We start from the raw sequence: 20,420 nt of genomic DNA on the forward strand, positions 1-20,420 counted from the left end.
GTGCCGACCTACCAGTACCAGTGCACCGAGTGTGGCGAGGGCCTTGAGGCGGTCCAGAAGTTCACCGATGACGCGCTGACCGAGTGCCCCAGCTGTGCAGGACGCCTGAAGAAGGTGTTCTCGGCCGTCGGCATCGTCTTCAAGGGCTCCGGCTTCTACCGGAACGACAGCCGCGGCTCGTCGTCCAGCAGCTCGCCGGCGTCGAAGTCCACGACCCCGTCGCCTTCGTCCTCGTCGTCCTCGACGTCGGACTCGAAGCCGGCCGCGTCGTCGTCCTCGACCGCTTCCGCGTCGTCTTCGTCGTCTTCTTCGTCGTCGTCGAGCGCCGGAAGCTCGTCCTCGGCTGCCTGATCCGTTCTCTTCACCGAGGGCCCCGTCGCTTGTACGCGACGGGGCCCTCGGTGTTTCCCCGCGCCCGCCCATAGGGTGATCGCCATGGCGACCCATGGTGCGTACGCGGACATCGGCGTGATCGGCGGCTCGGGCTTCTACTCCTTCCTGGAGGACGTCACGGAGGTGCCGGTGGACACCCCGTACGGCAGCCCCAGCGACTCCCTCTTCCTCGGCGAGATCGCCGGCCGGCAGGTCGCGTTCCTCCCCCGTCACGGCCGGAGCCACTCCGTCCCGCCGCACGGCATCAACTACCGCGCCAACCTCTGGGCGCTGCGCTCCGTGGGCGTACGACAGGTCCTCGGGCCGTGCGCCGTCGGCGGGCTCCGCGAGGAGTACGGGCCGGGCACCCTCGTCGTACCGGACCAGCTCGTCGACCGGACGAAGACCCGGGCGCAGACGTACTTCGACGGGGAGCGGCGGGCCGACGGAGCCGTCCCGAACGTCGTGCACGTGACCTTCGCCGACCCGTACTGCCCCGACGGGCGGCGGGTCGCGGTCAAGGCCGCCCGGGGGCGGGCCTGGGAGCCCGTGGACGGCGGCACGATGGTCGTGGTCGAGGGGCCCCGCTTCTCCACCCGCGCCGAGTCGCGGTGGCACGCCGCCGCCGGCTGGTCGGTCGTCGGCATGACCGGCCACCCCGAGGCGGTCCTCGCCCGCGAGCTGGGCCTCTGCTACACCTCACTGGCGCTGGTCACGGACCTGGACGCGGGCGCCGAGACCGGCGAGGGCGTCTCCCACACCGAGGTGCTGCGGGTGTTCGGCGAGAACGTGGGACGGCTGCGGGAGGTGCTGTTCGACGCGGTCGGCGCCCTCCCGGCGACGGTCGACCGGGACTGCCTGTGCACGGAGGCGCACGACGGCTGGGATCTGGGGATCGAGCTGCCGTAGGCGCCCTGCGGGGCCTGCCAAACCACCCTCGGGGGTGAGGGAGTTGTCCACAGTCGGCGGGTGATCCCCAGGCCGGAGCGGGGATGCGGCGGGGCCGGGAGAGTGGGGCGTGGCCCTACTCCCGACCAGGACAGGCGGTACCCGCGATGACGACGACTCTCCCCTCCCCTTCCTCCCCTTCCTCCCCTTCCTCCCCTTCCTTCCCTTCCTCCCCCTCCTCCGTTCCGGCGCCGTGCGTCGTGCCGGTCTTCGAGCCGGTACGGGGCCGCGGCGCGCGGCGCGGGCCGTTCAGGGCCCTGCGGCGGGGGTGGCGCGCTCCCCTGGCGCTGCTCGCCTTGACGGTCGCCGCCCTGGTGGCGGCGAGCTGGGGTTCAGGCTCGGGCTCGGGGGCCTCGCCGGCCGGGGCCGCCGTGACACCTCGGGCGCGGCCGCCCGCCCCGGTCGCCGTCCGGCTGGTGTCCGCGCCGGTACGGATCGCCGACGCCGAGACCGTACGGCTGCTGCGCGCCGGCGACCGGGTCGACGTGATCGCCGCGCCCAACTCCCCGATGGGCGGCGGTGGTGAGGCCCGCGTGGTGGCGACGGGCGCCCGAGTGGCCGAAGTTCCGCGCTCGGGCGAAACTCGTTCGGACGGAGGGGCACTCGTCGTCCTGTCCGTGCCACGGTCCACCGCCGCGGCGCTGGCAGGTGCCGGTGTCACGTCCCAACTGGCGGTGACGTTGTGCTGATTCGCACGCACTCACTGTCAAGTCACCGGTCCGTGTGTACGGATTGGACGCCTCTGCGCCGTTCACGGCGTAATGGCTCCGCACGCAGCACACATGACGAGAACGAAAGGCACCTTGGTGGCCGAGAAGAAGGAAAGCTTGCTCGGAGGCTTCAAGGCCTTCTTGATGCGCGGCAACGTGATCGACCTGGCGGTCGCGGTCGTGATCGGCGCCGCGTTCACCAACATTGTGAACTCGATGGTCAAGGGCCTCATCAACCCGGTGGTCGGTGCCTTCGGCACGAAGGACCTGGAGAGCTACGCGTCCTGCATCAAGGGCACCTGCGCGGTGGTCAACGGCGAGGTGCAGGGCGTCCAGCTCCAGTGGGGCCTGGTCCTCAGCTCGGTCCTGAGTTTCCTGATCACCGCGGGCGTCGTCTACTTCCTGATGGTCCTGCCGATGGCCAAGGTCCTCGCCAAGCGTGCCGCGCACGACAAGGCGAAGGAAGGGATCGCGGAGACCATGGAGATCAGCGAGCTGGAGGTGCTCAAGGAGATCCGCGACCACCTCGTCGCGCAGCGCGGCCCGTTCGTGGGTGCGGGCACGAACGCCACACCGAGCTCCAACGGGTCGGGCTCCGGTACGACCTCGGGGACGCACTCCACCTCCTGACCGGCACTGCGTGCCGGGCTCAGAGGTGGTGCGGCGGCTTCTCGTCGAGGAAGCGCGCGAGGTCGGCGGCGCTGTCGCTGGCGGCCGGAGGCCGCTCGCCCCACCCGCGGTCCGTGTCGTCCGCGGACTGCTGGTCCAGCGGATCGTCGAAGACGAGTACCGGCTTCGGTGTGTTCTCGGGGGTGGGTCGGGAGCCGGTTCGCTTCGCGTCTCGCGGTCCGTGGGCGGGGGCGGTGCTCATACCTTCAGGGTACGCCGCTCCCCCCGGCCCGTACCCCGCCTCATGCTCCTCTGACCAACGGTCCTTTGGCCAGGGGGCCTTCGGTCAGCGGTCCTTCGGGTCGATGAGCCAGATGCCGAGCACGACCAGGAACGACAGGACGAGGAAGCCTGCGCCCCACCACGCGGTGCCGGTGTCGCCCGTCATCCACTCGTCCACCACGATCGTCAGCCCCCAGAGCTGGCCGATGACGACCGTGAGTGCCAGCGCGAGACGCGCGGACAGCTTCGAGGAGCGCTCCGGCTCCTGCTCCGTGCCGGCTCCCGGGCCCGGACCGGTGTGCCGGATCCGGGGGTCGCCGTAGCCGCTGGTGGGCCGGATCTGCGGATAGCGCTCGTGCACCGGCCGGTTCAGGCGCGGCTGGGCACTGCCGGGGGTGTACGCGGGCGGCGGCGGGGGTTCGGGCGCCCCGGGGTCCCTCGGGAACGGGGTCTCGCTCATGTCCGCTCACTCCTCTCGGCCGTCTTCCGGCCCGGGGCCGTCGGGGCGGCCGGGGCGGCCGGGGCGGCCGGGCCTTCCGCGCCGAAGCCGGGGCAGCCCGGACGGTCCTCGCCGTTCTGGCGGCAGAAGCCCTCGACGGCGCTCTCGCCCGAGCGGGCCGTGCCGATCGCCCAGACACTGCCGTCGACCTGCTCGATCAGGATCACCTTCGGCAGGCCCCTCGGCGGCGGGCCGGCGGTGACCTCTCCCGTACGGGCGTCGAAGATCCCCTCGTGGCAGGGGCAGTACAGCTCTCCCTCGCTCCCCCGCTCCTTGCGCCACAGCACGGCGCAGGCGAGGTGGGTGCAGACGGCGGAGTAGCCGGTGAGGGTGCCGTCGTCCATGCGGACGGCGATGGCCCGGTCCTCGTCTCCCGGGTAGCGGAAGGCGAGCGACTCCCCCGGCTCGATCCGGTCGGCGACCTTCTTGATCTCGGGGGCCCCGTCGCTGTCGCCGTGGCGGTGCAGGATGCCGGAGGCGACGGCGATGCCGCCGACGGCCAGGCCGCCGGAGACGGTGGCGACGATCCGCAGGTAGTCGCGGCGGGTGGTGAGGGAGTCGGCGGCGATCCGGTCGCGGAGCGCCTCCTGGGCCGCGTCGGCGCGGGGGTCCGGCGCGGGCGGCTGGGGGTCGGTGACGCTCATCGGACTCCCTCCCGTCGCCCGCCGCCACCCTTGTTCGAGTTCGCTTCGCTCACGTCCACTCCATTGATCTCGACGACGGGCAGACCTCCCGGGACCGGCCACTGGACCTTGTCGGCGGGGACGACCATCGCGACGCCGGTGGTGACGGTGGTCGTGCCGAAGGTGAAGGAGTCGGCGACCTGGACGCCGGGGCGTTCCGCCTGGAGCTCTTCGAGGGTTCCGTAGAAGAGGGCGCCGGTGGGGCAGACGGTGGCGCACATGGGGGCGAGGCCGTAGGCGGTGCGGTCGTAGCAGAGGTTGCACTTCATCTGGAGCTTCGCCTGGAGGTCGATCTTGGGGACGCCGAAGGGGCAGGCGTTGACGCAGTTGGCGCAGCCGATGCAGCGGGTGGTGTCGGCCTGCTGCACGACGCCGTCGGCGGTGACGAGGATCGCGTCGGCGGGGCAGACCTCGGCGCAGGGGGCGACAGGGTCCTCGCAGTGCATGCAGACGGTGGGGAGGGAGGCGACGGAGTGGCCTTCGTCGGGGTAGTCGAGGTGGATCATCGACTTGCCGCGGTGGGAGTCGCATTCGCGGCAGGCGGAGACGCAGGCCTGGCAGCCGATGCAGCGGCCCGGGTCGATGAAGATCGTTCGGCCCATCATGTGCGGGTCAGCTCCTCTCCGCGGTGCCGCGGCCCTGGGGGGAGGTGGGGGGCAGCGGGTCGAGGCGCGAGACCTGGGTCTCGGGGTAGGCCTGCTGTCCGGGGGCGGTGGGCGGCGCGGGGACGTCGTCGACGTGTTCGGCGGCCTCGATGCGGGCGGCGCAGACCTTGTACTCCGGGATCTTGGAGCGCGGGTCGAGGGCGTCGATGGTGAGGGCGTTCGCCGAGGTGGGGACGGGCCAGTGGTAGGGGATGAAGACCGTGTCGGGGCGGATGGCCTCGGTGACGAGGGCGGGGAAGACCTCGCTGCCGCGGCGGGTGACGACGCGGACGGGATCGCCGTTGCGGAAGCCGTGGGAGGGGTGGACCTCGACCCAGGGGCGGGGGGTCTGTTCGACGAGGGCGCCGAGCCTGCGGGTCTGGTTGCCGGAGAGGAAGTGGGCGACGGTCCGGCCGGTGGTGAGCGAGAGGGGGTACTCCTCGCTGTACGGGTCCATGGGCGGGTGCCATTCGACGACCTGCATGTGGATCTTGCCGTCGGGGTGGTAGGTCGTCCCGTCCTCGAAGAGACGCGGGGTGCCGGGGTGCTCCGTGGTGGGGCAGGGCCAGGCGATGCCGCCGGTCTCCTCCAGGCGTTCGTAGGTGATGCCGTAGTAGTCGTTGACCGTGCCGGCGGAGGCGACGCGGAGCTCCTCGAAGACGGAGCGGGAGTCCGGGAAGGCGAACTTGTCGCCGGCGCCGAGCCGTTTGGCGAGTTCGCACATCACCCAGGTGTCGGTACGGACTCCGGCCGGGGGTTCCTGGGCCTTGTTGTGCTTGACGACCCTGGCCTCGGCGTTGGCCATGACGCCCTCGTCCTCGGCCCAGACGGTGACCGGGAAGACGACGTGGGCATTGGCGGCGGTCTCGGAGAGGAAGAAGTCGAACTGGGCGTGGAATTCGAGGGCGTCGTAGCCGTCCTTGACGGTGGCGTAGTTCGGGAGGGAGACGAAGGGGTTGTTGCAGATGCCGACGAGGCCGCGGATCTCCTTGCGCTGCATCTGCCAGACCATCTCCATCATGGAGGTGCCGGCGAGCGGGAGTTCCGCCTCGTCGACGCCCCAGATCTCGCAGATCTGGCGGCGGTGCTCGGGGTTGGTGATGGAGCGGCCGCCGGGCAGGAGGTCGGACTTCTGGCCGTGTTCGCGGCCGCCCTGACCGTTGCCCTGGCCGGTGATCGTGCCGTAGCCGGCGCCGGGCCTGCCGATGTGCCCGGTGGCGACGCAGAGATTGATGATCGACAGGCAGTTCTCGACGCCCTGGGAGTGGTGCTCGACGCCGCGGGCGTGCCAGGCCATGCCCTTGCCCGCGCCCGCGAACATGCGGGCGACCTGGACGATCTGCTCCTCGGGTACGCCGCAGATCGTGGCGGAGCGGGAGGGCGGATAGTCGGCGACGGTCTTCTTGACCTCCGCCCAGCCGGTGGTGTGGGCGGCGAGGTAGGCCTCGTCGGTGAGGCCCTCGGCGACGACGACGTGGAGGACGGCGTTGAAGAAGGCGGAGTCCGTGCCGGGCTTGATCGCGACGTGGACGTCGGCGGTGCGGGCGATGGCCGTCTCGCGGGGGTCGACGACGATCAGGGTGGCGCCCCGGTCGCGGGCTCCCCACAGGTACTGGGTCATGACCGGGAAGCACTCGCCGACGTTGGAGCCGGCGATGAGCAGACAGTCGGTGAGGAGGATGTCGGAGAAGGGGTTGCCGGCGCGGTCGATGCCGAAGGCGAGCTTGTTGGCGCCGGCGGCGGAGACCATGCAGAGGCGGCCGTTGTAGTCGACGTGCCGGGACTTGAGGGCGACGCGGGCGAACTTGCCGACGAGGTAGGTCTTCTCGGAGAAGAGGCTGGCGCCGCCGAGGAGTCCGAAGGCGTCGTTGCCGTACTCGCCCTGGATGCGGCGGATCTCGGCGACGGTGTGGTCGAGGGCCTCTTCCCAGCTGACCTCGCGGAACTCCTCGTCGCGGTGGGCTCGCATGAGGGGTGCGGTGAGCCGGTCGGGGTGGTTGACCTGCTGGTAGGCGTTGATGCCCTTCGGGCAGAGCCGCATGCGGTTGATGTCGTGGTTGCGGGGCTCGACGCCGAAGACCTTGCCGCCGCGGTCGACGCGGAGGTACATGCCGCACTGGACTCCGCAGAAGCAGCAGTGGGTGGGGACGAGGGTCTCGCCGTTCTGGTCGGCGTGCCAGCGGTCGGCGGGGATGCCCCCGGCGTCGCGGAAGGCGCGGGTGCCGGGCGGGGCGAGGGAGGGGTCGAGCGGCAGCGGCTGCCCGGGTGTGGTCGTCGGGTCGGTCGCGGTCACTTGAAGCCCTTCTTCACGTGGTCGAGATAGGCGTTGCCGCGGAGGACGCGCTTGCAGCGGGGGCAGTACTCGGCCCATTCGTCGAAGCCCAGGTCGAGGTCGCGCATGGTGCCTTGGAGGTTCTCGACGTAGGGGGCGGTGTCGATGGGCTCCTGGCAGCGGCGGCAGGCGAGGACGGTGTCGTCGGACCCGCCCTTGCCGCGGGAGGTGTATTTGAAGAGCTGCATGCCGACGGCCGCGGGCCGCTGGACGATGTGGAAGAACTTCCCGAAGGGGATGTAGATGAGGGTGAAGACCACGGACACCATGTGGAGGATGGCGAGGAACTCGTAGCCGCCGCCGTGCAGGAAGATCGACGAGAAGGTGAGCAGGAGCCCCGTCACGGAGATGACGATGAGGGCGAGGAGGGGCACCAGGTCGTAGGCGAACCGCTGGCCGGTGATGGCCGCGCGGTCCTTCATGCGGCGCCAGAGGAAGTAGGAGGCGCCGGCGATGACGAGGACGGCGGCGATGTCGAGGCCGTGGAACATGAGCCAGCCGAGGATGCTGAGCGCGTCGAAGCCGACGACCTTGAATCCCCAGATCCGCATCTCGTAGCCGGGCCCCGAGCCGGTGGACGAGGTGAAGGTGAACCAGCCCCAGGTGAGGGGGAAGGTGATCGCGGCGGCCAGCAGACAGCCCCAGAAGACGAGCTGGTGGGCGGCCCAGCGGGCGTGGGAGCGGGCGCCGAGGAACTTCTGGAAGCCGAGGTAGGTGGCGATCATCCGGGGCAGGGCGGTGGGCGCCTTGCGGAGGTTCGCGGCGGAGAAGAAGGACCGCCAGCCCTGCCTGAAGAGGCGGCGGGCGCCGGGGGCGGAGACCCAGACGGTGTACCGGTAGGCGACGCCGAAGGCGAGGAAGACCGTGGCGACGGCGTACGGCAGGAGGGCCGAGTCGAAGTCGCGGAGCAGGCGGCTGCCGAAGACGATCGCGAGGATCAGGAGCACGGAGACGGCGGTGCCCGCGAGGACCGCGCGGCGGCGCACGTCGGCGGGGGTCTGCGGCCCGGGTCCGGTGGCTGCGGGGTCCCCGGGCATGGCGGCGCCGGAGGCGGGGTCGCCTGGGGCCGAGGCCGGGTCTCCGGGGGCGGGGCTCGGCTCGGCTGTCTTCGGTGGCTCGGTCACGCGGCCACGGTAAGGGCGTACGTACCGTTTCGTCCTGTTTTGCGAGGTGGCAGGGTGAGGGCGTCGCTCAGACGGCGTGGAGGCCGTGGGAGAGGAAGACCTCGCGGGCCTCGGCGACCTGCTCCGGCGTCGGGGACGGGGTGTCGTGCAGGGTGAACGGCTTGGCGAGTGCTTGCCACTTGGCTTCGCCGAGCTTGTGGAAGGGGAGGATGTCCACGCGGGAGACGTTGCCGAGGCCGGCGGCGAAGGCGGCGACTCCCTCGACGTTGGCGGGGTCGTCGGTGAGCCCCGGGACGAGCACGAAGCGGACGTGGACCTCCTGGCCGAGGTCGGCGAGGCGCCGGGCGAAGTCCAGGGTCGGCCGCAGCGGCCGCCCGGTGACCTTCTTGTACGTGTCCGGGGCCCAGGACTTGATGTCGAGCAGGACCAGGTCGGTGTCGCGCAGCAGGGCGTCGGTGGCGCGGGCGCCGAGGAAGCCCGAGGTGTCGAGGGCCGTGTGGAGGCCGAGCTCGTGCTTCATCCGGTGCAGGAGCTCGCCGGTGAAGGCGGGCTGGAGGAGCGGCTCCCCGCCGGAGATGGTGGGCCCCGCCGCCTGAGGCGGCGATGAAGCGGACGTACTTGCCCGCCTCGGCGATCACGTCGTCGGCGGAGGTGCGCCTGCCGTTGCACATCCTCCAGGTGTCGGGGTTGTGGCAGTAGAGACAGGTGAGGGGGCAGCCGGACAGGAAGGTGACGAAGCGGGTGCCGGGTCCGTCGACACCGGTGGACAGGTCCCAGGAGTGGACCGAGCCCTCGGAGGGCCGGTGGGTCGCCGCGGCGGCCGGGGTGGCGGGTCCGATGGTGCGGCCGGTCATGGCAGGACCTCCTTCGGAGGGTGTCGGGCGCGACCCCGGGGCCGGGAGTGAGGGCCACCGGCCCCGGGTGCTTCGGCGGGGCTACAGGGAGCCGTGGAAGGTGCGGTTCATGACGTCGAGCTGCTGCTCGCGGGTGAGCCGGACGAAGTTGACCGCGTATCCGGAGACCCGGATGGTCAACTGCGGGTAGTTCTCCGGGTGCTCCATGGCGTCCGCCAGCACGTCGCGGTTGAGGACGTTGACGTTCATGTGGAAGCCGTCGCTCGCCATGTAGCCGTCGAGGACGCCCGCGAGGTTCTTGATCCGCTCCTCGGGGGTGCGGCCCAGGCCGTCGGGGGTGACGGTGTTGGTGAGCGAGATGCCGTCCTCGGCGTCCTCGTACGGGAGCTTGGCGACCGAGAGGGCCGAGGCCACGTAGCCGTGGGTGTCGCGGCCGTTCATCGGGTTGGCGCCCGGGGAGAAGGGCTCGCCGGCGCGGCGCCCGTCGGGGGTGTTGCCGGTCTTCTTGCCGTAGACGACGTTGGAGGTGATGGTCAGGACGGACTGGGTGTGCTCGGCGTCGCGGTACGTCGGGTGCTTGCGCACCTTCCGCATGAACTCCTCGACCAGCTGGACGGCGATCTCGTCGACGCGCTCGTCGTTGTTGCCGTACGCCGGGTACTCGCCGTCGATGACGTAGTCCGTCGCGAGACCGGTCTCGTCCCGGACCGGGGCGACCTTGGCGTACTTGACGGCGGCGAGGGAGTCGGCGGCGACGGAGAGACCCGCGATGCCGCAGGCCATGGTGCGGCGCACGTCGCGGTCGTGGAGCGCCATCTCGATGCGCTCGTAGGCGTACCGGTCGTGCATGTAGTGGATGACGTTCAGGGCGTGGACGTAGACGCTCGCGAGCCACTCCATCTGCGCGTCGAACCTGGCCATGACCTCGTCGTAGTCGAGGACCTCGGCCGTGAGGGGGCCGCTGGCGGGGCCGACCTGGGCGCCGGACTTCTCGTCGCGGCCGCCGTTGATCGCGTACAGGAGGGTCTTGGCGAGGTTCACGCGGGCGCCGAAGAACTGCATCTGCTTGCCGACGGGCATCGCGGAGACACAGCAGGCGATGGCGGTGTCGTCGCCGAAGCGCGGGCGCATCAGCTCGTCCGACTCGTACTGGACGGAGGAGGTGTCGATGGAGACCCTCGCGCAGAACTCCTTGAAGCCCTGCGGGAGCTGCGGCGACCAGAAGACCGTCATGTTCGGCTCGGGGGCCGGGCCGAGGTTGTAGAGCGTCTGGAGGTAGCGGAAGGAGGTCTTCGTGACGAGCGACCGGCCGTCCTCGCCCATGCCGGCGATGGACTCGGTGACCCAGGTCGGGTCGCCGGAGAACAGTTCGTCGTACTCGGGGGTGCGCAGGAAGCGGACGATGCGGAGCTTGATGATGAAGTCGTCGACGAGCTCCTGGGCCTGCTCCTCGGTGAGGAGACCGGCCTCGATGTCGCGCTGGAGGTAGACGTCGAGGAAGGTCGACGTCCGGCCGAGGGACATCGCGGCGCCGTTCTGCTCCTTCACGGCGGCGAGATAGGCGAAGTACAGCCACTGGATCGCCTCGCGGCCCGTGCCGGCGGGGGCGGAGACGTCGTGGCCGTAGGAGGCGGCCATCGCCTTGAGTTCACCGAGGGCGCGGATCTGTTCGGAGAGCTCCTCGCGGAGACGGATGGTCTCCTCGATGGAGCGGTTCTCCGCGGGGAGGGCGTTGAGCTCCTCCTTCTCCTCCTTCTTCACCGCGATCAGGCGGTCGACGCCGTAGAGCGCGACACGGCGGTAGTCGCCGATGATGCGGCCGCGGCCGTAGGCGTCGGGGAGGCCGGTGACGATGCCGGCCTTGCGGGCGGCGCGGATCTCGGGGGTGTACGCGTCGAAGACACCGGCGTTGTGGGTCTTGCGGTACTCGGTGAAGACCTTCTCCAGGTCCGAGGAGACCGGGTAGCCGTAGGTCTCCAGGGCGCCGGCGACCATGCGCCAGCCGCCGTACGGCATGATCGCGCGCTTCAGCGGGGCGTCGGTCTGGAGGCCGACGATCAGGTCCTTGTCGCGGTCGATCCAGCCGGGGGCGTGGGCGGTGATGGTGGAGGGGATGTCGTACGAGACGTCGTGGACGCCCTTGGCGCGCTCCTCCGGGAACTTGTCCGTGATGGCCTTCCACACGGCGGTGGTCCGCTCGGTGGGGCCGGCGACGTCCGAAGCGGCAGAACCGGGACCCGACGCAGGACTTGACCGTCCGCAGGGACTTTCCGTACGCCTGCCCCGACTCGAATCCGGCGGCGATCAACCGCCGCCATATGGCGGGCAGTTCCTCCTTCCTCGCGCCGAAGAGGTCGATCCGCTGACCGGCGGTGATCTTGCTGTAGAGGCCGCGGTCGCGGGCCACCTCGCCGATGACGATGAGCTGTTCGGCGGTGATCTCGCCGCCGGGGACGCGCGGCACCACCGAGTACGTGCCGTCCACTGCGGCTTCCGCCGTGTCGTGCTCGCCGCCCACCTGCTGGCCCCGGGCCGCTTCACCCGCGCCCTCTGGTCGGTCCCGGACACCTGGGCGGTCGGGGAGCCGCTCGCCGACCATCCGCGCCTTGCCGAGCTGGTGACGGCGCGGTACGCGCAGGCCTCCGCGGGGGCGCCGGCCGGGAAGACCACGGGGACGGCGCCGGCCGCACGGGTCGCGTGACGAAGCGCCGCTCCCACCCGTACGGCGACACCCTCCCCGTACCGCGTGGCATACGGCGGGGCGCTCTGCTGTGCTGGGACGCATGACGCAACCGTTCCTCCCCCTCACCGCCCGCTCCCGCGAGGAGTCCCACCGGGCCGCCACCCCCCTGGAACTCTTCTTCGACCTGTGCTTCGTCGTCGCCGTCGCCCAGGCCGGCGCCGAGCTCGTGCACGCGGTCGCCGAGAACCACGCCGGCGAGGGGATCCTCAACTACGCGATGGTCTTCTTCGCCATCTGGTGGGCGTGGATGAACTTCACCTGGTTCGCCTCGGCCTACGACAACGACGACGTCCTCTACCGCGTCGTCACGCTCGTCCAGATCGCCGGCGTGCTCGTCCTCGCCGCCGGCATCACGCGCGCCTTCCAGGAGCACGACTTCCTCGTCGTCTACCTCGGCTACCTCGTCATGCGGCTCGCGCTCGCCTTCCAGTGGCTGCGCGCCGCCCACCACGCCACCGACCCCGCCGAGCGGACGATGTGCCGGCGGTACGCGGGCGGGGTCGTCGCCGTCCAGATCGGCTGGCTCGCGCTCGTCCTCGCCCCCGAGCCGGCCCGCGGCTGGATCTTCCTCGTCATGGCGCTGGCGGAGATGGCCGTGCCCGTGTACGCGGAGAAGGACGCCCCCAGCACCTGGCACCCGCACCACATCGCCGAGCGGTACGGCCTGTTCACCATCATCGTGCTCGGCGAGACCGTCGCCGCCGCGACCGTCGCCGTGAAGTCCGGCGTCGTCGAGAACGACGCCCTCGGCGAGCTCCTGCCGATCGCCGTCGGCGGCCTGCTCCTGGTCTTCGCCGCCTGGTGGATCTACTTCGTCGTGCCCGCCCACGACCGGCTGATCTCCAGCCGCCAGGGCTTCCTGTGGGGCTACGGCCACTACGTCATCTTCGCCTCGGCCGCCGCCGTCGGCGCGGGCCTGGAGATCGCCGTCGAACAGGCCGTGGGCGAGGCCCACATCTCCACGCTCGCCGCGTCCGCCGCCGTGACGATCCCGTCGGCGATCTTCCTGCTCTCCGTCTGGCTGCTGCACGCGCGCTACTTCAAGATCGGCATCGCCCAGCAACTGGTGCTGCCCGTGGCCTCGCTGGCCCTCCTGATGTGTACGTTCGCGGGCCGCTGGGCGGTCTTCGTCGCGGGCCTCGTCGCGGCGGCGACCGTAGCGACCGGGGTGACCCTGACCGCCCGGAACCCGGCGACCCGGACACCGACCGCCTGAGCCCCGGACCGCCTCCCCCTGCGCGACGATCCGTCCCATGCACCCTGGCCTCGGTGACGTGGGCACAGGCCCTGCCAGAGGCCAAAGCGCGTGGTAGGCAGGAGACATGACACCGCGCGAGGAGACCAGCAGGCCCGGCCGTGAGATGGACGCGATCACCGACGTGAGCGGGGTGCGCGTGGGGCACGCGCGCGTGGCCGGGGCCGGGGCGCTGAGCGGCACCACGGTCGTCCTCGCCCCGGTGGGCGGGGTCGTCGCGGCCGTCGACGTGCGGGGCGGCGGGCCGGGCACGCGGGAGACGGACGCGCTCGACCCGCGGAACGTCGTCCAGCGGATCGACGCGGTCGTCCTGACCGGCGGCAGCGCGTACGGGCTGGACGCGGCCGGCGGGGTCATGGCCTGGCTGGAGGAGCGGCACCGGGGTGTGCGGGTGGGTCCCGACCCGTCCCATGTGGTGCCGGTCGTGCCCGCCGCGTGCGTCTTCGACCTGGGGCGCGGCGGCGACTTCTCGGCCAGGCCGGACGCGGCGACGGGCCGGGCGGCCGTGGAGGCGGCCGACGCGAGCGGGGACCACGCGCGCGTGGAGACCGGGGCGGTCGGCGCGGGCACCGGGGCCGTCGTCGGCGGGCTGCGGGGCGGGGTGGGGACGGCGAGCGCGGTCCTGGAGTCGGGCATCACGGTCGGCGCCCTGGTCGTGGTGAACGCGGTCGGTTCGGCCGTCGATCCGGCGACGGGCGTCCCGTACGGGAGCTGGTTCGAGGGCGGCAGGCCCCGCTTCCCGGCGGAGGCGGTGCACGAGGCGGCGCTGCGGAGGCTCGCGGAGGCCCGGGCGGCGAGCGCCCCTCCCCCGCTGAACACGACGCTCGCCGTCGTCGCCACGGACGCGGTGCTCACGCGCGCGCAGGCGCAGAAGGTCGCGGGCACGGCGCACGACGGCATCGCGCGCGCCGTGCGTCCGGTGCACCTGATGAACGACGGGGACACGGTCTTCGCGCTCGCCACCGGGCGGCGGGAGCTGCCGGAGGAGCCCGGTCCGCTCGCCCTGAACGAGATCCTGGCGGCCGGCGCGGACCTGGTGACCCGGGCGATCGTGCGGGCGGTGCGCGCGGCCCCGGGCGGGCTGCGCGGCCCGGGCGGCGACTTCCCCTCGTACGGCGAGCTGTACGGCGAGCTGCCCGACGAATCACCCGAAGCCGCACCGTACTCCCGGTAACCACAAGGGAGTTGACGCAGGACCATGCGGGAACTTCCCGTGCGCGCCCTTCGTTTTGCTGAACCCAGGACACGATGTCAGACCCAGGGACTACGTTTAGCAAGCACCAAGTGACATGCGGCGACGGCCTGGAGACCCTCTTGAACGATCCGCAGGATCCTCACGATCCGTACGAGACGACCGAGACGCACCTTGAACGGCTCCTCGGCAGGGCGCTCAACTCCTTCGACCTGCCCGACTCCACCGTCGAGCGCCTCGGCACGGCGCTCGCCCACTCCAGCGCGCTGCACTCCTCGCACCACAGCGCGTCGCTGCACCGGACCACCTACCGCCACACCTACCTGCTCGCCGACGGCAGCGCGCTCAGCCTGTGGGAGCTCACCCACAACACCGGACGGGACGGCACCGACCAGCACGAGCTGTACGCGGAGGAGTCGGAGGCCCGCCTCGCGGCCTCACGCCTGCCCGCCGGACCGCTGCCGGGCTGGACCGCGGAGCGCGCCGACGGCACCGCCCTCGACAGTGACGACGACGATGACATGGCGCTCCTGAGCGCCCTGCTCGCCCGCCCCATACCGGCCCAGCCGCGGATGTACGTACCGGACAACTCCGCCGACCACGCGCGCCGCGTCCTGCGGCGCGCGGAGAACGTGGACCGGCCGGGCGAGCGGACGGCCCGGCGGCTCCGCCTGGCCTTCGCCCACCACATCACGCAGGCCTTCGGGCGCCAGTGCGCGGTGGAGGGGGGCCGGGACGCCGGCTTCACCCTCTACGAGCACCAGTTCCTGCTGCTCGACGGCAGCGAGATCAGCCTCTGGGAGATCGAGCACACGGCGACCCCGGACGGCCGGCACATGTGCGAGGTGTACGAGGACGAGCGCTCGGCCCGCGCGGCGATGGAGACCCGCGCGCGGGTCCGCTGACGCCCGCTCCCCGGCCGCGCTCCCGCGCCTTCTCAGACGAGCGCGGGCGCGGGGTCGGGGCCGGGGTCGGGAGTGGCGGGCTCGGGGACGTCGACGCCGGCTTCCGCCAGCTTGCCCACGGCGAACGCCCGGTTGGCACGGGTCTGTTCGCGGTACGCCGGGGGCAGGTCCGGCAGGGCGAGCAGCCGGTCGCAGGCGGCGAGCGAGGCGGCGTGGTCGCCCGTCCAGTACGCGGTGATCGAGTACTCGAAGAGCAGCCCCCACCGGTACACCCACGGCTGCATGAACAGCAGGTCGTCCGGCTGCCTCCCGTCCCGGACGGCGGAGACGACGGCGTGGGCGGCCCGGTAGCGGCGCATCTTCCGCAGCCGCGCCGCCAGCTCGTAACAGGCCTCCAGCCGCTCCGGCCGCGACTCCCAGGCCCGCGAGAGGGCGTCCATCGCGGCCGGCCAGTCGCCGGACTCGGCCCGGAGGACGCCGGACTGGAGGAGGGAGTAGTAGACCTCCTCGCCCCAGCCGCCCATGGCCGCCCGCCGCTCGTAGAGGGGGACGGCCTCGTCGGCGCGGCCCATGTCCCGCAGGGTCTGGGCCAGGTAGAAGACCGTACGGGGGTTGGCCGGGTCCCGTTCGAGCTCGGCGCCCAGCAGACGGGCGTCCCGCTCGAACTTGTCGTGGCGGGACCCGCCGTCGGCGTAGTCCTGGATGACGAGGGCGTCCAGGTTCCGCTGCGCGTGGTTCCGGTCGGCGGTCAGGTATTCGTGGGTGACGCCCTCGTACCGCCACGGCAGACCGCCCCTGACCAGGCGCTTGATGCGGTACTCCAGGGATCCCTCGTGGCGGATCATGTACGCGTCCGCCGTCAGCTCCGGCAGCGGGCCGTCCTGTCGCAGGACGTGGTCGGCGTCGAGGAGCAGCAGGTAGTCGGCGCGGCCGCGGGCGTGCGCGATGTTCAGGCTGCGGTTGTGGCCGAAGTTCACCCACGGCTCCTCCCGCAGCTCGCCCGGGATGCCCGCGAGGGCGGTACGGATCAGCTCCTGGGTCCCGTCGGTGGAACCGGTGTCCGAGATGACCCAGGTGTCCACGAGACCGCGTACGGAGGCGAGGCACCGCTCGATGACCTTGGCCTCGTTCTTGACGATCATGCAGAGGCAGATGGACGGCTGCACGGCAACACCACTTCCAGTGGGGACGGGGGAGCTGTCGGGGGGTGGGCGACCCTACGGGCGCCCACCGAGGAGGCGGTGTCGGCACGCCGACGGGCGGGTCGAGATTCGCCTTCGCGTACGCATCCATTCGGCTAGCAGCGATACGCCATGCCGTTGGGAGTGCCGCGAGACCGTCAAGCCTTCGCAAGCGCGATCCGATGATCCGACTGGGAAGCACGAACGGGCTTCCCGGACATCACTCGGACCGGCCGCCGCAGGGCGGTCGGTGGAAGAAGGAGCATGCATGCGTCCTGATGCCAGGACCAGGTCCCCGCTGGGTCCCCTGCCCCGACGCCGCCCGTGGCACGTCGGCGGGGCCATCGCCTCCGTCGCCCTCGTCCTCACGGGCTTCGCCTCACCGGCGGCTGCCGCCTGGGACGCCCCGGGCAGGGCGGCGGCGGGCCCGCCGCCGGGCGACCACTGCGAGGACCGGCCCCCGCACCACCCGGACGGCCCGCCCCCGCACCACGAGGACGGCCCTCCGCCGTGGGAGCAGCACCAGGGCGGCCCGCGCCACGCCGTCCAGGGCGGCGCACCGGAGGCCGACGGCCTCCTGGCGTTCCTGGACCACGAGATCCAGCCCCTGGTCGAGGGCTACGAGCCCCGCGCCCTCCGCGCGGTCCCCGCCGGCGGCGACGACTGCAAGGTAGGCCCGCCTGGCCCGACCGGACCGCCCGGCCCGAAGGGAGACACGGGCGCGACGGGCGCGACGGGCGCTACCGGCTCCACAGGTGCGACCGGTGCGACCGGTGCGACCGGAGCCACGGGTGCGACAGGCGAGACCGGCGCCACCGGAGCCACTGGGGCCACTGGGGCCACTGGGGCCACGGGCGAAACCGGAGCGACTGGCACCACCGGCACCACCGGCGCCACAGGCGAAACCGGTGCGACGGGCGCGACAGGCGCCACGGGCGACATCGGCCCCACCGGCCCGACGGGTGACACCGGAGCGACCGGCACGACCGGAGCGACAGGCGACACCGGAGCCACGGGCGACACGGGTGCCACCGGGCCCACCGGGCCCTGCTCCGACATCGACACGTACAGCCCGTCCGCCACCGAGGACTTCCAGGCCGTCCTCACGAACGGGGTCGCCTACGCCGGCAAGGCGAGCGTTCCGGGCGGGACGATCACCTGGCACGACCTCACCGACGCGCTCCTCCCGCCCAACGAGAACACCCCCGTCAACTACCCGGCCAACGCCTGTGGCATCGCCATCGAGTCTCAGGGCGACGACGCCTTCGTCAAGGTGGTGACGACCACCGGGGAGGTGTACCAGACCCACGGCGCCATCATGGGTCAGACCTTCGTCTGGAACGAACCCTGGATCCAGCAGTCGACCCCGACACCAGGCGCCCTGCGAGCCATCCCGTTCAAGGGTGACCTGAAGACCGGCGGCGTGGTCAACCGCAGCTGACCGTCAGTCCTGTCCGGATACGACGACGGGCCCTGGTCCCGGGACGATTCCCGGGGCCAGGGCCCTTCCGCCTGAGGGGCTCAGTGCGCCAGCACCGGCTCCTTCTCGATCACGGCGTCGCCGTCGCCGTCACCCTCGTCGTCGCCGCCCTCCAGGTGCTGCTTCGGCTTCGCCGGCAGCGCGAACATCACCAGGAAGATCGCGGCGAGTACGCCCGCCGCCCAGCCGAGCGAGTTCTGGAAGGCGTCCGTGAACGCCGCGCCCACCTCGGCCGGAGCCTTCGCCAGGTCCCAGTCGTCGACCACGCCGAAGAAGACCACGGACACCAGGCCGAGCCCGAGCGCGTTGCCCATCTGGCCCGTCGTGTTGATCAGGCCCGACGCCGAGCCGGCGTGCTCACGCGGCACCTCGGAGAGGACCGCGTCCGTCAGCGGGGCCACGATCAGGCCCATGCCCAGACCCATGACCACCAGCGGCGGGATCATCTGCCAGGACTCGATCCCGGTCCCGTACCGGCCCGCCACGAAGAAGTAGAGGAGAACGCCCGCGATCATCGTGAGCGCACCCGCCTGGAGCACCTTGCGGCCGAAGCGCGGCACCAGCTTCTGCACCGAGAGACCGGCGGCCACGGAGACCGCGACCGAGAACGGCACGCCGGTGAGACCCGCCTTCAGGGCGGTCCAACCGAGGCCGATCTGCATGTACAGCGTCCAGACCAGGAAGAAGATGCCGAGCACGACACCGAAGGTCAGCTGCACGGCGATACCGGCGGCGAAGCTCTTCACCTTGAACAGCGACAGCTCGACGAGCGGCGAACCGTCCTTCCTCGCCTTGTACTTCTCGTACGCGATGAGCGCGGCGAACACGAACAGGCTGCCGATCATCATCAGATGGCCCCACAGCGGCCAGTCCAGCTCACGGCCGCGCGTCAGCGGGTAGATCAGCATCAGCAGCGCCGCCGCCACCAGGACCATGCCGACGATGTCGAGGCGGAGCGCCTTCGGCGCCTTCGACTCGGTGATGAACTTCCGGCCCAGGATCAGACCGGCGATGCCGACCGGCAGATTGATCAGGAAGATCGGGCGCCACTCCAGGCCGGCGATGTTCCACTCCGTGAGCAGCGCGCCGAGCAGCGGACCCGAGACGGCGCCGAGGCCGATGATCGCGCCGAACATCCCGAAGACCTTGCCGCGCTCGTGCGCGGGGAAGGTGACGTGGATGATCGAGAGGACCTGCGGCACCATCATCGCCGCCGCCGCGCCCTGGAGGAGGCGGGAGGCGACCAGCATCTCCGAGTTGGCGGCGAAGCCGCAGAGCGCGGAGGCGATGGTGAAGGCGGCGGTGCCGATGAGGAAGAGCCGCTTGCGGCCGTAGATGTCACCGAGCCGGCCGCCGGTGATCAGCCCGGTCGCGAAGGCGAGGGCGTAACCGGCGGTGATCCACTGGATGGCCCCGGAGGAAGCGCCGAGGTCGTGCTCGATGCTGGGGATCGCGATGTTGACGATCGTGGCGTCGACCAGATCCATGAAGGCGGCCGTCATCACGATGGCGAGGGCGATCCACCGCCTCTTGTCGCTCGTGTCCGTGGGGGCCGCATCCGTGACGGCTTCGTGTGAACTCATACGAAGAAGATAGAAGTCATCTAGGTCAAATGATGTCCTAGATGGGCCTCATCCTGGGAGACATGACAGATACCCCGGTTCGACTCCTGAATCTGCTGTCGCTCCTCCAGACCCCGCGCGAGTGGCCCGGAAGCGAGCTCGCCGAACGGCTCGCGGTCTCCGCGCGCACCATCCGCCGGGACATCGACCGGCTCCGCGACCTCGGCTATCCGGTCGAGGCGACCCTCGGCGCGGTCGGCGGCTACCGCCTCGTCGCCGGTACGGCCATGCCGCCGCTGCTCCTCGACGACGAGGAGGCCGTCGCGATCGCCGTCGGCCTGCGGGCCGGCGCCGGCCATGCCATCGAGGGCATCGAGGAGGCGTCCGTACGGGCCCTGGCGAAGCTGGAACAGGTCCTGCCCGCGCGGCTCCGCCACCGGGTCTCCACCCTCCAGAACGCGACGCTCCCGCTGACCAGGGGCGACGGCGCCACGGTCGCGCCCGCCACCCTGACGACCCTCGCGGGCACGGTCACGGGGCGGGAGAAGCTGCGCTTCGGCTACCGGGCGGGCGACGGCGTCGAGTCGAAGCGGCTGGTCGAGCCGTACCGGCTGGTCTCGACCGGGCGCCGCTGGTACCTCGTCGCGTACGACCTGGACCGCGAGGACTGGCGGACCTTCCGGGTGGACCGGGTGAGCGATCCGCTCGCGACGGGCGCCCGCTTCACCCCGCGTGAGCTCCCGGCCGGCGACGCGGCCCAGCTCCTGGTCCGCTCCATGTCCCGGGCCCAGCCCGAGCTGGAGCTCGACGTCAGCTTCGAGGCCCCGGCCGACTTCGTGACGGCCAGGCTCCCGTCCCACCTGGTCCCGGCGGCGACGGGCCCCACGACCTGCCGTCTCCGCACCCGCTCCACCGACTCCGTCGAGTGGCTGGCGCTCCGCCTGGCCCTGGTGGACGCCCCCTTCACGATCCACGGCCCGCCCGCCCTCCACGGCTACGTGGACGAGCTGGCGACCCGCCTGGCGACGGCCACACGGGGGTAGGG

The 20,420-nt window shown here is 71.7% G+C and carries 18 protein-coding genes and 2 pseudogenes; 9 read left to right on the forward strand and 11 right to left on the reverse strand.

Going from position 1 to position 20,420, the window contains the following annotated elements; genetic code table 11:
• From ACIBG6_RS28935 to mscL, 4 genes are all read left to right on the forward strand, one after another.
• Positions 1–351 carry an FmdB family zinc ribbon protein gene (locus tag ACIBG6_RS28935; RefSeq protein WP_399225599.1) on the forward strand — a complete coding sequence of 117 codons (351 nt, stop codon included), beginning with the start codon at positions 1–3 and terminating at the stop codon, positions 349–351.
• Between the two features lie 84 nt (positions 352–435).
• Positions 436–1,281 (forward strand): S-methyl-5'-thioadenosine phosphorylase, encoded by an 846-nt coding sequence (locus ACIBG6_RS28940; RefSeq protein ID WP_399225601.1) that lies wholly within the window; start codon positions 436–438, stop codon positions 1,279–1,281.
• A 239-nt stretch (positions 1,282–1,520) separates the two neighbouring features.
• On the forward strand, positions 1,521–2,009 hold the full coding sequence (locus ACIBG6_RS28945) for a hypothetical protein (protein WP_399225602.1): 489 nt from the start codon (positions 1,521–1,523) through the stop codon (positions 2,007–2,009).
• 93 nt (positions 2,010–2,102) lie between these two features.
• Complete coding sequence (gene mscL, locus ACIBG6_RS28950) at positions 2,103–2,660, forward strand: large conductance mechanosensitive channel protein MscL (RefSeq protein WP_399225604.1); 558 nt, start codon at positions 2,103–2,105, stop codon at positions 2,658–2,660.
• A gap of 19 nt (positions 2,661–2,679) precedes the next feature.
• Here mscL and ACIBG6_RS28955 read toward each other — a convergent pair whose 3' ends face one another.
• From ACIBG6_RS28955 to ACIBG6_RS28995, 9 genes and pseudogenes are all read right to left on the reverse strand, one after another.
• Positions 2,680–2,901, reverse strand: coding sequence for a hypothetical protein (locus tag ACIBG6_RS28955; protein ID WP_399225605.1), 222 nt, complete (start codon positions 2,899–2,901; stop codon positions 2,680–2,682).
• Between the two features lie 84 nt (positions 2,902–2,985).
• Positions 2,986–3,381: a hypothetical protein gene (locus ACIBG6_RS28960; protein ID WP_356676258.1), complete on the reverse strand. Its 396-nt coding sequence runs from the start codon at positions 3,379–3,381 to the stop codon at positions 2,986–2,988.
• On the reverse strand, positions 3,378–4,064 hold the full coding sequence (locus ACIBG6_RS28965; protein WP_399225607.1) for a ubiquinol-cytochrome c reductase iron-sulfur subunit: 687 nt from the start codon (positions 4,062–4,064) through the stop codon (positions 3,378–3,380). Before ACIBG6_RS28965 ends, ACIBG6_RS28960 begins: the two co-directional genes overlap by 4 nt.
• Positions 4,061–4,708, reverse strand: a complete 648-nt coding sequence (locus tag ACIBG6_RS28970; protein ID WP_024754784.1) for a 4Fe-4S dicluster domain-containing protein — start codon at positions 4,706–4,708, stop codon at positions 4,061–4,063. The genes ACIBG6_RS28965 and ACIBG6_RS28970 overlap by 4 nt, the downstream gene beginning before the upstream one ends.
• Positions 4,709–4,715: 7 nt before the next feature.
• Positions 4,716–7,040, reverse strand: coding sequence for a molybdopterin oxidoreductase family protein (locus ACIBG6_RS28975; protein ID WP_399225608.1), 2,325 nt, complete (start codon positions 7,038–7,040; stop codon positions 4,716–4,718).
• Positions 7,037–8,116: an MFS transporter gene (locus tag ACIBG6_RS28980; protein WP_399225783.1), complete on the reverse strand. Its 1,080-nt coding sequence runs from the start codon at positions 8,114–8,116 to the stop codon at positions 7,037–7,039. Before ACIBG6_RS28980 ends, ACIBG6_RS28975 begins: the two co-directional genes overlap by 4 nt.
• A gap of 154 nt (positions 8,117–8,270) precedes the next feature.
• Positions 8,271–9,057: pseudogene (pflA, locus tag ACIBG6_RS28985) on the reverse strand (pyruvate formate-lyase-activating protein).
• An 81-nt stretch (positions 9,058–9,138) separates the two neighbouring features.
• Positions 9,139–11,241: a formate C-acetyltransferase gene (gene pflB, locus ACIBG6_RS28990; RefSeq protein WP_399225609.1), complete on the reverse strand. Its 2,103-nt coding sequence runs from the start codon at positions 11,239–11,241 to the stop codon at positions 9,139–9,141.
• A 31-nt stretch (positions 11,242–11,272) separates the two neighbouring features.
• Positions 11,273–11,536 (reverse strand): annotated as a pseudogene (locus ACIBG6_RS28995) (nitrite reductase (NAD(P)H)); the annotation flags it as partial.
• Between the two features lie 304 nt (positions 11,537–11,840).
• On the opposite strand from ACIBG6_RS28995, the gene ACIBG6_RS29000 reads away from it, so the two are divergent.
• The 3 genes from ACIBG6_RS29000 (at position 11,841) to ACIBG6_RS29010 (ending at position 15,152) form a co-directional block, all read left to right on the forward strand.
• Entirely contained in the window at positions 11,841–13,016 is a 1,176-nt protein-coding gene (locus ACIBG6_RS29000; protein WP_399225610.1) for a low temperature requirement protein A, read from the forward strand.
• Positions 13,017–13,122: 106 nt separating this feature from the next.
• A complete protein-coding gene (locus tag ACIBG6_RS29005) occupies positions 13,123–14,229 on the forward strand; it encodes a P1 family peptidase (RefSeq protein WP_399225611.1) in 1,107 nt (368 codons plus the stop codon).
• Positions 14,230–14,303: 74 nt separating this feature from the next.
• Positions 14,304–15,152, forward strand: a complete 849-nt coding sequence (locus ACIBG6_RS29010; RefSeq protein ID WP_399225612.1) for a DUF6227 family protein — start codon at positions 14,304–14,306, stop codon at positions 15,150–15,152.
• Positions 15,153–15,184: 32 nt separating this feature from the next.
• Here ACIBG6_RS29010 and ACIBG6_RS29015 read toward each other — a convergent pair whose 3' ends face one another.
• Positions 15,185–16,318 (reverse strand): glycosyltransferase, encoded by a 1,134-nt coding sequence (locus ACIBG6_RS29015; RefSeq protein ID WP_399225613.1) that lies wholly within the window; start codon positions 16,316–16,318, stop codon positions 15,185–15,187.
• 283 nt (positions 16,319–16,601) lie between these two features.
• On the opposite strand from ACIBG6_RS29015, the gene ACIBG6_RS29020 reads away from it, so the two are divergent.
• Entirely contained in the window at positions 16,602–17,774 is a 1,173-nt protein-coding gene (locus tag ACIBG6_RS29020; protein ID WP_399225614.1) for a hypothetical protein, read from the forward strand.
• Between the two features lie 80 nt (positions 17,775–17,854).
• On the opposite strand, the gene ACIBG6_RS29025 is transcribed toward ACIBG6_RS29020, so the two are convergent.
• Positions 17,855–19,396 (reverse strand): MFS transporter, encoded by a 1,542-nt coding sequence (locus ACIBG6_RS29025; protein ID WP_399225615.1) that lies wholly within the window; start codon positions 19,394–19,396, stop codon positions 17,855–17,857.
• A 62-nt stretch (positions 19,397–19,458) separates the two neighbouring features.
• Between ACIBG6_RS29025 and ACIBG6_RS29030 the strand changes: the two genes are divergently transcribed.
• A complete protein-coding gene (locus tag ACIBG6_RS29030; protein WP_399225617.1) occupies positions 19,459–20,418 on the forward strand; it encodes a helix-turn-helix transcriptional regulator in 960 nt (319 codons plus the stop codon).
• Positions 20,419–20,420 lie beyond the last annotated feature (2 nt).

It is taken from the genome of Streptomyces sp. NPDC050842, assembly GCF_044456565.1.
Taxonomy (GTDB): domain Bacteria; phylum Actinomycetota; class Actinomycetes; order Streptomycetales; family Streptomycetaceae; genus Streptomyces.

Coding starts and splice junctions, on each gene's coding strand:
- ACIBG6_RS28965 (WP_399225607.1), bottom strand. CDS start 4,064: ATGAGCGTCACCGACCCCCAGCCGCCCGCGCCGGACCCCCGCGCCGAC.
- ACIBG6_RS28970 (WP_024754784.1), bottom strand. CDS start 4,708: ATGATGGGCCGAACGATCTTCATCGACCCGGGCCGCTGCATCGGCTGC.
- ACIBG6_RS29000 (WP_399225610.1), top strand. CDS start 11,841: ATGACGCAACCGTTCCTCCCCCTCACCGCCCGCTCCCGCGAGGAGTCC.
- ACIBG6_RS29020 (WP_399225614.1), top strand. CDS start 16,602: ATGCGTCCTGATGCCAGGACCAGGTCCCCGCTGGGTCCCCTGCCCCGA.
- ACIBG6_RS28960 (WP_356676258.1), bottom strand. CDS start 3,381: ATGAGCGAGACCCCGTTCCCGAGGGACCCCGGGGCGCCCGAACCCCCG.
- ACIBG6_RS29025 (WP_399225615.1), bottom strand. CDS start 19,396: ATGAGTTCACACGAAGCCGTCACGGATGCGGCCCCCACGGACACGAGC.
- ACIBG6_RS29030 (WP_399225617.1), top strand. CDS start 19,459: ATGACAGATACCCCGGTTCGACTCCTGAATCTGCTGTCGCTCCTCCAG.
- ACIBG6_RS28980 (WP_399225783.1), bottom strand. CDS start 8,116: ATGCCCGGGGACCCCGCAGCCACCGGACCCGGGCCGCAGACCCCCGCC.
- ACIBG6_RS29010 (WP_399225612.1), top strand. CDS start 14,304: ATGTCAGACCCAGGGACTACGTTTAGCAAGCACCAAGTGACATGCGGC.
- ACIBG6_RS28940 (WP_399225601.1), top strand. CDS start 436: ATGGCGACCCATGGTGCGTACGCGGACATCGGCGTGATCGGCGGCTCG.
- ACIBG6_RS29005 (WP_399225611.1), top strand. CDS start 13,123: ATGACACCGCGCGAGGAGACCAGCAGGCCCGGCCGTGAGATGGACGCG.
- ACIBG6_RS28955 (WP_399225605.1), bottom strand. CDS start 2,901: ATGAGCACCGCCCCCGCCCACGGACCGCGAGACGCGAAGCGAACCGGC.
- mscL (WP_399225604.1), top strand. CDS start 2,103: ATGACGAGAACGAAAGGCACCTTGGTGGCCGAGAAGAAGGAAAGCTTG.